Annotated in this window: 10 protein-coding genes; 3 read left to right on the top strand and 7 right to left on the bottom strand. The window is 65.4% G+C overall.

The features are described 5' to 3' along the window. Nucleotides 1–21 precede the first annotated feature (21 nt). Both CAL28_RS15485 and CAL28_RS15480 read right to left on the bottom strand, forming a co-directional pair. A complete protein-coding gene (locus CAL28_RS15485) occupies nt 22–813 on the bottom strand; it encodes a phosphosulfolactate synthase (RefSeq protein WP_176464012.1) in 792 nt (263 codons plus the stop codon). Between the two features lie 7 nt (nt 814–820). Then, the gene (locus CAL28_RS15480; protein WP_094842200.1) at nt 821–1,813 is read right to left on the bottom strand and encodes a Bug family tripartite tricarboxylate transporter substrate binding protein; all 993 of its coding nucleotides are present in this window, start codon (nt 1,811–1,813) and stop codon (nt 821–823) included. A gap of 119 nt (nt 1,814–1,932) precedes the next feature. Between CAL28_RS15480 and CAL28_RS15475 the strand changes: the two genes are divergently transcribed. Continuing rightward, nucleotides 1,933–2,871: a LysR family transcriptional regulator gene (locus tag CAL28_RS15475; RefSeq protein WP_094842199.1), complete on the top strand. Its 939-nt coding sequence runs from the start codon at nt 1,933–1,935 to the stop codon at nt 2,869–2,871. A gap of 74 nt (nt 2,872–2,945) precedes the next feature. Here the strand turns inward: CAL28_RS15475 and CAL28_RS15470 are convergent, their stop codons facing one another. The 3 genes from CAL28_RS15470 to CAL28_RS15460 are packed head-to-tail and all read right to left on the bottom strand — an operon-like array spanning nt 2,946 to nt 6,371. Further along, nucleotides 2,946–3,650 carry a dienelactone hydrolase family protein gene (locus tag CAL28_RS15470; protein WP_094842198.1) on the bottom strand — a complete coding sequence of 235 codons (705 nt, stop codon included), beginning with the start codon at nt 3,648–3,650 and terminating at the stop codon, nt 2,946–2,948. Nucleotides 3,651–3,675: 25 nt separating this feature from the next. Further along, nucleotides 3,676–5,373: a rhodanese-like domain-containing protein gene (locus CAL28_RS15465; protein ID WP_176464011.1), complete on the bottom strand. Its 1,698-nt coding sequence runs from the start codon at nt 5,371–5,373 to the stop codon at nt 3,676–3,678. Between the two features lie 20 nt (nt 5,374–5,393). Then, nucleotides 5,394–6,371 (bottom strand): Bug family tripartite tricarboxylate transporter substrate binding protein, encoded by a 978-nt coding sequence (locus CAL28_RS15460; protein ID WP_254926139.1) that lies wholly within the window; start codon nt 6,369–6,371, stop codon nt 5,394–5,396. Nucleotides 6,372–6,503: 132 nt separating this feature from the next. On the opposite strand from CAL28_RS15460, the gene CAL28_RS15455 reads away from it, so the two are divergent. Further along, nucleotides 6,504–7,451, top strand: a complete 948-nt coding sequence (locus CAL28_RS15455) for a LysR substrate-binding domain-containing protein (protein WP_094842196.1) — start codon at nt 6,504–6,506, stop codon at nt 7,449–7,451. A gap of 24 nt (nt 7,452–7,475) precedes the next feature. Here the strand turns inward: CAL28_RS15455 and CAL28_RS15450 are convergent, their stop codons facing one another. Beyond that, complete coding sequence (locus CAL28_RS15450) at nt 7,476–8,834, bottom strand: MmgE/PrpD family protein (RefSeq protein ID WP_094842195.1); 1,359 nt, start codon at nt 8,832–8,834, stop codon at nt 7,476–7,478. Nucleotides 8,835–8,908: 74 nt separating this feature from the next. Further along, nucleotides 8,909–9,838 carry a Bug family tripartite tricarboxylate transporter substrate binding protein gene (locus CAL28_RS15445; protein ID WP_094842194.1) on the bottom strand — a complete coding sequence of 310 codons (930 nt, stop codon included), beginning with the start codon at nt 9,836–9,838 and terminating at the stop codon, nt 8,909–8,911. 275 nt (nt 9,839–10,113) lie between these two features. On the opposite strand from CAL28_RS15445, the gene CAL28_RS15440 reads away from it, so the two are divergent. Continuing rightward, nucleotides 10,114–11,928 carry a S9 family peptidase gene (locus tag CAL28_RS15440; RefSeq protein ID WP_176464010.1) on the top strand — a complete coding sequence of 605 codons (1,815 nt, stop codon included), beginning with the start codon at nt 10,114–10,116 and terminating at the stop codon, nt 11,926–11,928. The last annotated feature ends 24 nt before the right edge of the window (nt 11,929–11,952 follow it).

The raw sequence follows: 11,952 nt of genomic DNA, 5'->3' as shown, positions 1-11,952 counted from the left end.
CTCCTTGCCGCGTCCGCCGCGCTATTGCCTGCCGTACTGCGTGACGTAGGAAAATCCCGCCTTGCGATGCACGCCACGGCGGATCGCGTCGACCGGAACGACGTCGGCGGGCGACACACTGGCGAAGTTGATGTCCATGCCGTAGCGCTCGACCAGCCATGCGGCCTTCTCCTGGGCGTTCTGCAAACCCAGCTCGAACAGCAGGAACTCGTTCTTTCCCAGGCTCGCGATCTTGTCCAGGGCGGCGGGGTCCGCCTCGAAGATTTCCTGGATCTCCGCGCTTTCCAGGTAAACCTTGGACACGCCCAGTTCGACGTCGCGCAGAATCTGTTCGCAGATCTCGTCGGCATTGAAGGGGATGTCGACGTTCTTGCGTCCCATCTCCGTCATGACGGGAAGCCCCATGTCCAGCGCGCGGCGGATCAGGTCTTCGCGGTAGCCCGTTTCCAGCGGCGGCATCGTGTCTTCGCTCATCTCCACACCGGCGAAACCCAGGTCGCGCACCGCCTGCAGGAATTCGTTGACCTTGTCCTGGATCACGGCGACCTGGAAAGGGATGCCGCCGGGTATGACCGGGATTCCGTGGTCGTTGTAGAGGGCGATTTTGCGTCGTATCCAGGCTTCGGAATGGCGGTCGATAAGGCCGGCGTGATCGGTCAGCTTGGCGTAGTCGATCAGCGATCCGGCCACTTCGATCAGGTCCTCGGTCTGCCGCAGCGGGATGCAGGTTTCCGACATGACGATCATGCTGCGCGTCCGCGGCTTGGGGGGCAGGCGAGGCACTTCCAGCATGTGATAGGCAGTTTGCGGCATGGTTTCCTTACTCCAACGTGATGTGGTTCTCTTTGAAAACTTTGGTCCATTTGGCGCTTTCGGCATCTTTGCGAGCGGCGAATTCGCCAGGCGTGTCGCCGACCGGGTCGGCCCCGATGTTCGCCAATTCCTTGCGTACGCCCGGATCTTCCAGCGCCTTGACGACGGCGTCGTGCATCTTGTCGATGACGGACCGCGGCGTACCGGCGGGAACGGATAGGCCGAACCAGACCGATATATCGAAGCCGGGCACGCCGGCCTCGGCGATGGTGGGGATATCGGGCATGTAGGGCGAACGGCTTTTCGTGCTTACGCCCAGCGCCTGGATCTGGTGATTGCGTATATAGGGAGAGGCGGCGGGCGTGTTCAGGAACATCGCCGCGACCCGGCCCGTCATCAGGTCCGTCACGGCCGGCGGCCCGCCCTTGTACGGGACATGAACCAGCTCCAGGCCCGTCAGCGACTGGAAATAGAGCATGGCCAGATGCAGCGATCCTCCCACCCCCGAGGACGCGTAGTTGTATTCGCGCGGGTGCGCCTTCATCAGCGCCATGAAGGCCCGCAGGTCCTTGACCTTCAGCGTCGGGCTGACGACAAGCATCTCCGACGTTTCCGCGATGATGGATACCGGCTCGAATGCGCGGTCCGGATCGTAGGCCAGGTTCTTGAATAGCGCCTTGTCGATGGTGTACGTGGTGTTCAGCGTAAACAGCTGCGTGTATCCGTCGGGCCTGGCATCCGCGACCAGCTTGGCGCCGACACGGCCGCCGGCGCCGGCCCGGTTATCGATGATGATTTGCTGGCCGAGGATCTCGCCCATCTTTCGCGCGACCACCCGCGCCACTCCATCGATGCTGCCGGCCGCGGGGAAGGGCACGATCCACCGTATCGTTTGCGCCGGAAAGTCTTCGGCGCCTCCCATTACGCCGCGCGCACAACCCAGCAGGGGCAGCAGGCTCAGGCCCGCGGCCGCGGCGAATTGCCGTCTTGAGATCTTCATGGTTGTTGTCTCCGCTCGTTGATCTTTGGTCGAACTATAGAGATTCGCGGAGATACTGAATAGAATATCAATAGGCTATCGAGTGATATGCAAAATCCATCATCTGAACGGGACCCGGCATGCCGAAGAAATCCGCGGAAAGGCTGGAGCGCCGCCACATCGAAACCCTGGTGATGGTCGCCAGGCTCGGGTCCATCCACGCCGCCGCGCGCGCGCTCGAGCTGCCTCAGCCGCAGGTGACGAATCTGTTGCGCGATGCCGAGCTCATCGTCGGCCATCGCCTGTTCGAGCGCAGCCATAAGGGCTGCACGGTGCTGCCCGAGGCACGCGATTGGATCGGCAGCGCGATCTACGCGGAAAAAGCCCTGGGTACGCTGGATACCCTGAATACCTCGCACCGGATGCGCTTAAGGCTGGGCTGCATTCCGCGCGTCACGCATGTGTTCGTGCCGGCACTCTTGAGCGAGCTGGAGGGCATGGGCGACCACTTCCAGCTGGAGATCCTGGAAGGCACTTCCAATCAGTTCCAGTCCTTGTTGATGGAAGGCGAGCTGGATTGCTTCATCGGCCGGCGCCCGGCCGCCATGGACGAAGCGGGGGATCGCTTCGCAATGGAGACCTTGTACGAAGAGGCCGTGGTCCTGGTGGCGGGCAGGCATCATCCGCTGGCGAAGAAAGCCCGCGTGGAGCTGCGCGACCTGGCGGGATACTCGTGGATCCTGCCTCGCTCGCACAGCAGTTCGCGCAAAACCCTGAACGATATATTCGCGCGCGAAGGCATCGCGGCACCGACGGCGATGATCGCGTCGCTGTCGTTCCTGTCGCATCTTCACCTGGTCGCGAAAAGCGACTGCCTGTCCATCGCGCCCGATCGCGCCGCGCGGGAGTTCGAGGATGCCGGTTCGATCAGTATCCTGCGCACGCCGTCGAATTTCGGCGAGTACGCGATCGTGATGGCGCACCACCACACCATCCTGGATCATCCGGGCTTCAGGGAGTTCGCCGCGGCGGCCAGGCGTGCCGCCGAACGTATCCGGACGCGGCGCAATCGCAGATAGGCGAGGGGGCTCGGGCCGGTAGACCAGCCCGTTGCGGCCGCGCCGGCATGGTCCGTCGCGGCCCGCCGGGGCCCTTAGGCCAGCGCCCGGCCCAGCAGATCCAGGGTGTGGCGGTTCGCTTGCGAGGCGGACTCGGGCTCGTAGGGCGGCTGGCCGCTACGGGCGAAGCCATGGCCGGCCTTCGGATAGACCAGTACATCGAGATCCTGCGCCTGCCGCTTGCGTTGCCGGATCTCGTCGGCGTAGCGCGCGGGAACGCGCTGGTCCAGCGCCCCGAAATGAAAGGCACTGGGACAGGCGATCGCGGCGGTTTCGTCGAAATACTCGTCCAGGTCGATGCTGTAGTAGCCGATGGATGCGTCGGGGGCGGCCCGGGCGGCCGTCAGGAATGCGATCTTCCCGCCCAGGCAGTATCCGACCAGCCCTACGCGGCCGTTGCTGGCGGGATGGCGCCGGATGTGTTCCATGCATGCGACCGTGTCCTGGATGGCGGCATCGAAATCCATTTTGGCGTACAGGGCCCGGCATACCTGCTGCGAGGCAGGGGTGTATTCGAGGTAGGTGCCCGGTGCCTGCCTCCAGTACAGATCGGGCGCCAGCACCAGGAAGCCCGCGTCGGCGAACTGCTGCGCGGTGGCGCGAGCCCACCCGTTCACGTTATAGGCTTCCGCCAGAAAGATGACGGCGCCATGCGCGCCCGTCCCGGCGTTGCGCGGTTCAACCAGCCAGGCCTGGAATGTTCTGCCATCCTGGGCGGTAATGTCGATAAAGCCAGCCATGTATGTTCCTCCTTGCCGCGGCCGATTATTGCCTGGATCCGGGTGCCGAAAACGTGTATCCGTCGCGCTTCAGCTGGTCGAGCAAGCCCTTTTCCCATTCCAGATAGCGCCGCATGGCGTCCTTGTTGCCCTGGCGCCGGTCGTGCATCCAATAAAGCGTGTCGATCCTGTCTTCCTGCGCCAATGCGTCTTCGTCGGCACCGGCGACCGCGTATCCCGCATCCTTCCACGCCTGCATGCCGCCACGCACAATGCGCACCTGCCGTTCGGGATCCGGCGCGGATTCCCCCAGGTCGATGGCGGCGAGCTCCGCCGCGCTGCCGTCGTGCGAGAACAGCACGAGCGAGCGTTTCCCTTGCAGCAATGCCCGCACCGGGCCCAGGTTCGCCCGGTTGGCCCAGATCGACCCTGCCGGATGCGCCTGCAGGTAGTCCGCGCTGCGGTCGAAACTGACCGCGACCGCCCCGGCACGCATGGCCAGCGCGGCATCCTGGGGACTGATGAACACCAGATGCCGCGCCTCCCGCATGGCCCCGGCCTGCGACTGCACCGTCACGCGGGCCGCTTCGTCGGCGCTTTTGCTGCCAGCGTTCCGCAGCGCTTGCGCCGCCGTATCCGGCTGGGGCGCCTGTCCGGCGTTGCCTTCGTAAACGAAGGTGTAGGCATCCCAGTTCATGCAGCGCAGCCAATGGCAGATGACCGCGGCGCGGGTTCCGTCCGTGTCGATCAGGACAACCCGGGCGCCCAGCGTGCCCAGCCATCGATCGGTGGCCTGCAGGAGTTGTCCACCCGGCGCATGGCGCGCGCCGTTGTAATGGCCTTCGGCGTATTCCTCCGCCGTGCGTACGTCCAACAGCAGGGTGGTCCGGGAGGAATCGGCGACCCATGCCTGGAGGGTGGGCTGGTCCAGTTGCGTGATCCGGTGGTCGTCGCGGATGCGCTTCGCGCGCTGGCTCGCGCGCCGTTTCGTTTCGTCCGTGACAAGCTCGTAGCCCTCGTGCAACCCCGCTTCCAGGGCCAAGCCCGCCAGCTTCCAGCCGTGATTGCCGTCGGCCAATGCCACGACCCGGTTCGGCACGCCGGCATTGATCAGCGACTGCGCCCCGATGATGCCGCGGGTTCTACCGCCGCAGGCGACCACGACCAGGGTCTCCGGTGACGAAACGATATCGTCGAATCGATACACCAGTTCCGCGCTGGGGCAACTGACCGCCCGCGGAACGTGGTTGGCCGCATGCTCGTTGACGGTGCGGGGATCCAGAATGCGCACGTCCGCCTGCTTCTCCAGCAGGGCGGCCAGTTCTTCGGGACGGATACGCGGCGTATGGAAGTGCTGTTCGACCCATTCCCCGAAGGCCTTGCTGGCGACGTAGACCCCTTGGAACAGCTGGTGGCCGGCATCTTCCCAGGCGGCGACACCGCCCTCGAACACGGCAACGTCGGTGTACCCGATCGCCTGCAGGCGGCGCGCCGCGCGCGCGGCAATCCCGCCGCCATGGTCCACCAGGATCACGCGGCAGTTTTTCCGCGGCACCAGCGTGGGCGCCTGGAGTTCGAGCACACTGTAGGGGATATTCACCGCCAGGAGCATGTGCCCCATCCCGAACTGGCCTTCCTCGCTGACGTCGATCAGGGCCAATTCGGCCCCATCGCTCAGCATGGCCGACAGATCGGACGGCGATACGGATCGCAGGGTTTCTTGCTCGGAAAGAGACGAGGGCATGCTCGGATAATCCTTGTGTGTCATGGATCGATCTTGATGTGGGCAGCCTGGATGACGTTCGCCCACATGGTCTGTTGTTCGTGCAGATAATGTTCGAACTCCGCCGGCGTTCCACCGACGGGTTCTACGCCGATCTCGGACAGCGCCTCCTTGACCTCGGGTTCCCGCAGGGCCTCGTTGACGGCCGTATTCAGGATCCGGACGATCGGATCGGGCGTTCCCTTCGGCGCCATCAGCCCATACCAGGAGGGCGCATCGAAGTTGTCCAGGCCCGCTTCCTTGAACGTCGGGACATCGGGCAGCGCCTGCAGCCGATGCGCGCCCGACACGGCGAGTGCCCGCAGCTTTCCGGCCTTGATCATGGGCACGACGGAGGAAGCGGTATTGAAGATCATCTGCACCTGGCCGCCGATCAGGTCGGTCACCATCTGCGCGCTGCCCCGATACGGGATATGCGCCATGTCCAGTCCGGTCCGCAGTTTGAATAGCTCGCCGGCCAGGTGCACGGAGGTACCCACCCCACCGGATGCGAAATTGATCTTTCCCGGGCGCTGTCGAACATAGTCCATCAGCGAAGCGAGATCGGTGGGCGGAAACTGCGGCGACGTCACCAGGATCACGGGGGTATCGCCGATGTGCGCGACGGGGACCAGATCGCGCAGCGGCACATAGGGCAGGCCGGGCATCAGCGAGGGGTTGATCGACAGGGTGACCTGGCCCAGCAACAGCTTCTGGCCGTTCGGTTCGGCGCGAATGACGTATTCGTTGGCCGGATTGGTGGAACCGCCCGGCTTGTTTTCGACGATGAAGGTTAGTTTGAGCTTCTCGCCCAGTTTGGCGCTGATCAGACGCGCCACACTGTCGCTGCCGCCGCCGGCGCTGAAGGGGACGACGACAGTGACCGGTCCCGCGGGGTAGGTGCCCGCGATTGCGTTGCCGGCGCCGGTGGATGCCACCATCAGCGTGGCGGCGAGGATGTTGTGAACGATACGTCGCACGATGCTTGTCTCTCTCCGTTCCAGGGCTTCGGCCCCTGTGTGGCTATGCGGGGCATCCTAGCATCGGCGCCGGATTGTTAATAATAGGGATTTATGAAATAAAATCAGGAAAACTTATAGAAAGGTCGCGCGATGAACATCCAGCAGCTCAGGTATATCTGCGAGGTATCCCGGCATGCGTTGAAGGTGTCGAAGGCGGCGGAGGTACTGCATACCTCGCAGCCCAATATCAGTACGCAAATCAAGCTGCTGGAGGACGAGCTGGGCATGACGATCTTCCAGCGGCAACGCCGCCGCCTGGTGGGCATCACCCCGGATGGGCAGAAGGTCATCGAACGCGCGCAGCGCATCCTGTCCGAGGTCAACGAGATCAAGGCGATCGGCGGGGAACAGCAACTGGAAAACAGTGGCACGCTGGTGATCGCCGCCAGCCACACGCAGGCACGATTCCGCCTGCCAGCGGTGCTTCAGCGATTCCGCGAGGGCTATCCCGACGTGCACATCAGTATCCGGCCCGAAAGCGGCAAGGCCATCCAGGACGCGCTGGTGGCGGGATCCGCCGACATTGGCATACTGAGTCAATGCAAGGATGGGGATACCGAGCTGGTCTACATTCCCTTCCAGACATACCAGCGCATCCTGCTCGTGAACCAGGGGCATCCGCTTTTGCGCAAGAAGAAGGTCAGCCTGCAGGACATCATCCAGCATCCGATCGTGCTGTATGAACCCTCGCAAACGGCCGAGACCTTGATGCGCACGCTCAGCCAGGTGCCTCCGCCCGGCCCCGCCTTGCTGAAGGCAACCAACGCGGATGTCGTGAAGGCTTATGTGGAACACGGCCTGGGCGTGGCCGTGGTGCCGGATCTGGTATTCGACCCCGCGCGCGACCTTACCTTGAAGGCCATTTCGGTAAGCCATCTGTTTCCGGCGAGTACGACCTATGTGGCCGTCAGCCGCAAGCATCATCTCAGGCGGTATGCCTATTCGTTCATCGAGACGCTGGCTCCCCAGGTGACGCGCACGGTGGTGGAGCGCGCGCTTACCGCGCGGCGGACCAGGCGTTACGCGCCCGGCACGTAAGGCCGCGATGGCCGCGCGATGTGCCTATTCGCCCGGCCGCAGCAGGCTCATGCCATAGGCCAGGCCCCCTGGCTGCCCGAAATTCGACAGGGTATCGAACAGGGCGGGCGCCCGATCCGCCGGCAGCCGATCGTGGACCAGATCGAAGAACTTCCGTTCCAGATGCTCCCACCGCATCGGGTTTTCGATGCTGCCGAATGCGTGGGGAATCGAATGAACGGCCTCGTGCCCGTCGTCGTCGACGATTTCCAGTCGCGCGGAGGTGCGCGTCTGCGTCGTATCGGCGATAAGCTCGACCTTGCCGGCCAGGGACTGCAAGGCCGGGTCGGATATCCTTTCGTCGCCGAAATCATGCATGGAGCCGGGATATCCGCTCAGGCCCAGGGCAATGCAGAAGCGCAGGCTGAATTTCGCCTCGGCCGATGTCCGCGCCGTCGCACGTCCCGCGATTTTCAATGCCAGCGGATGTATGTGGGCGCGGATGCCGCGCAGGCGCTGCGGGGCGCACTGGCGCGATAGCGCCCGCGCGGCATCGATGGCCGCGTGGGTCAATTGGCAGGAAGCATAGGGCTTGAAACTGTTCCTGGAAACTTCCCAGGGCGGTTCGGACAGGCCCTGGACCGCATGATCGAGTGTCAGTCCGTGGTCCTGGAGCAGTGTCTGGACCAGGCCGTCCGGTCCGTCCAGGATGCCGAGGGGGCCCTGCACGGATGCGTGGGCCAGATCGGCGGCCAGCACCGCATCGGATGCGGCCCGGCCGGCATTCAGCGGCTTGGCCATGGAGCCGAACGAACGGGTGAATCCCGTGGCCTGGGAGGCCGCGAGCGCGATCGCATGGGCTGCCGTGACGGGATCGAACTGCCGCGCATGCGAGATGGCGGCCGCGGCGGCAACGCGTCCGAGCACGGGCGTGGCATGCCAGCCCTGGCGCGTCAGCCGCTCGCCCAGGCCCTGGCTGCCCAGCCGCGCCCCGGCCTGGAAACCTACCGCGAAGCCCGACAGCAGGCGATCTTCGGCGATGCCGTGCGTTTCTCCCACGGCGAGCAGCGCCGCCCACAGGGGGCCGCTGCCGTGCAGAATGGAAGGCACATGGGTGTCGTCGAAATCAAGGATGTGCGAGAACACGCCATTGCCCAGCGCCGCATCCGCCGCACTGGCCTGGCCGCCCGTCAATAGCGTCGCCGCGCCGCGCCGGTTGTCCTGTCTTTGTTCCAATGCCTTCGCCACGGCGGCGGCCTGCGCGTCTCCGGCGGCACCGATACCGACGGCGAACCAGTCCACCAGGCATAGGCGGGCCTGGTCGACAGCGGAAGCGGGGACGTCCGCCACGGCCGTCCCGGCCGCGAATTCGGCGAACTGCCCGATAAGCGTGGTTGCGTTCATTGGCCGACCGAAATGCCTGCGGTTTTGATGATGGGTTCCCAGAACTCGCGGTGGGCGCGAATGCTCCTGGCGAACTAGTCCGGTGTCGAGTAGAGCGGGTCAGCCCCATTTTGCCGCAGGAACGATACGAATTCGGGATCCGTCACGATCTTCTTGATTTCGGCGTTCAGGCGTTGCGCGATCTCCGCAGGCAGGCCCGCCGGTGCGAGCACGCCGGCCCACACCGTGATGTCGCCCTGCTTGACGCCGAGGTCCAGGAGGGTGGGTACGTCCGGCAGGACGGCCGACCGCGCCGCGCCGGTCGTCGCCAGGGCTTTCAGCTTGCCGGCCCGGATCAGGGGAAGCGCCGATGGCAGCGTGGCGAACATGGCATCGACATGCCCGCCCGCGACGTCAGCCATGGCGGGGCCGCCGCCCTTGTAGTGCACGTTGATGATATCGAGGCCTTCGGACTTGCGGAAAACCTCGGCGGTAAGGTGATTGGTGCTGCCGGCGCCCGACGACGCGAATGCCACCTTGCCCGGCTTGGCGCGCGCGCGCTTGACCAACTGGGCGAAGTCTTCCTGATCGGACTGCGGGGTGACCAGTACCGCCGGAAAGTCGACCACCTGCGAAATGGGGGTGAACGACCGGTAGGTATTGTAGGTCAGGTTGTGGTACAGCACGGGACACACCCCGATTTCGTTCGCGGTAGCGAACAGCAGGGTGTAGCCGTCGGGTGCGGCGCTGGCCACATGGCCGGTGCCGATGGTGCCCGACGCGCCGCCCCGGTTCTCGACAATGACCGTCTGCTTGAGCGCCGCGCCCAGTTTCGTCGCCAGCGGGCGCGCGACGAGGTCGGCCAGTCCTCCGGGAGGAAACGGGACGACGAGCGTTATCGGCTTGGTCGGATAGGACAGCGCCGGGCCTTGAGGCGAGTCGGCGGTCCCGGCGGCCGCCGCGGCGAAGGCCGCCGCGCAGAACGCCGGGGCCATTGCACAAGCCAGTTTGGCGGATAGCTTCATTATGTCTCCACTGTGATGTGTTTTTCTTGTGTATCGGCAGGGGGAAACATATCAGCTCGCCCGCCAGCGGAATAATATTTGTTTATTAAGAAATATAAGAGACGGCTATAAGTCTTCAGGCCGTACGCGGATCGGGGCGTCCCGCCGCCCGGGGGGCTATTCCGCCCGCGCATAGGCCGATGAGATATCCGAATTGGACGCGTACCGGGCGCGCTTCCATACTCGATCGCTGGATCCCGCCTCCCGCGCCCAGCCTTTCATCGGACCCGCACGCCATGCAAGACACCGCTGCCGCCGCGGCCGCCTCGTCGATCGCGCCCTATATGGACATCGAGGCGGTCATCCGCCCGACGCCCCGCGCTGACGGCAAGCACATCGCCTACCTGAGCGACGCCAGCGGCACGCACCAGATATGGACTCGCCCGCTGGAGGGCGGGGCGGCCCGGCGCTTGACGGACATGGACGAGCCGGTGGGCACGCTGGCGTACAGTCCCCGTTCGCATGACCTGCTGTTCACCACCGACTGCGGCGGCGACGAGCGGCACCGGTTCTGGCTGCTGCGCGACGGCGATCGCACGCCCGTCGCCCTGACCGACGATCCCGCCACGGTGCACGCCTGGGGCTGCTGGTCGCCCGACGGCACGCATATCGCCTATAGCGCGAACGCGCGGTCGAAGACGGATATGGACGTGTACGTCATGGATGTGGCCACACGCGCGGCCACCCGTGTGCTGGTGGCGTCGGGCTATCGGGATGTGCTGGCCTATTTCCCCGACGGCGAATCGCTGCTGGTCAGGGATTGGTCGGGCGGCCCGCACGACCAGGTCCTGCAGCGCGTGACGATCGGGACGGGCAGCGTGGAGAACCTGCTGCCGCATACGGGGCGCGCGGAATACCGTGCCGCGCGCATGCGCCGCGACGGCAGCGGTTTCCACGTATTGTGCGACCAGGACAGCGACCACTTCCGCATCGGCTTCGTCCCGGCCGACGGCGGCGCGGTCCAATGGCTGGTCGAGGAAAGCGGCAAATCCATCGAGGCCATGGCCGTCGCGGGCGATGGCCATTTGGGCTACGTGGTGAACGACCACGGCTGGCATCGTCTCTGCCTGCGCGATGCGGCCGGCGGGCAGGACCGCCGCATCGAAGGGCTGCCGCCCGGGATCGCCGGTTCGCTCGCCTGGATCCCCGGCACGGATACCCTGGTTTTCCCCTACGAGGGCGCGCGCACGCCGCCGTCGATCTGGACCGCGCGGGCGGCCGACGCCCAGGCCGCGCCGCTGGTGGTATCGGACGCGGGCACGCTGTCGCCCGCGGGTTTCATCGAGCCCGAGGTGGCCCTTGCGACCAGTTTCGACGGCCTGGGCGTGCCCTGTTTCGTCTACCGGCCCGCGACGCCGCCGCCGCCCTCGGGCTATCCGGCGATCGTCATCGTGCACGGCGGGCCTGCCATGACCTGGTCGTCCAACTTCCGCGGCGACGTCCAGTACCTGGCCAGCCGCGGCATCATGGTGGTCGCGCCGAACGTGCGCGGCTCTACTGGCTACGGCCGGCGGTACCACGAACTGGACGACAAGTACCGCCGCATGGATAGCGTGCGGGACCTGCACGCGGTGCGCCAGTGGCTGGACGGCCGCGCCGACGTGGACCGCGACAGGGTCGGCCTGTTCGGCCGCTCATATGGCGGATTCATGGTACTGGCCGGGCTGACCGCTTATCCCGGCAGCTGGAAGCTGGGGGTCGATTTCTACGGCATCGCCAATTTCCATACCTTGCTGCAAACCACCGGCCCGTGGCGCCGCGACCTGCGCGCGGCCGAATACGGCGACCCGCGCGCCGACGCGGAACTGCTCGCCGAAATCTCGCCGATACACCGCATGGACCGCCTGCAGGCACCGCTGCTGATCGTGCACGGCATGGACGACCCGCGCGTCACGCCGGGCGAGAGCGAAATGCTTTATTCGGTCCTGCGCGGCCTGGGCAAGCCGGTGCAATACCTGCGCATTCCGCACGAAGGCCACGGCTTCGGGCGCCGATCGAACCGCCAGGCGGTCTTCGCCGCTTTCGAAGCCTTCCTGGACCAACACCTGTAGCTCCCCATTTCCCGACGCAAAGGA

The sequence above is a fragment of the Bordetella genomosp. 11 genome (assembly GCF_002261215.1).
GTDB lineage: Bacteria > Pseudomonadota > Gammaproteobacteria > Burkholderiales > Burkholderiaceae_B > Bordetella_C.
This window is presented reverse-complemented; position numbering and strand designations above follow the sequence as displayed.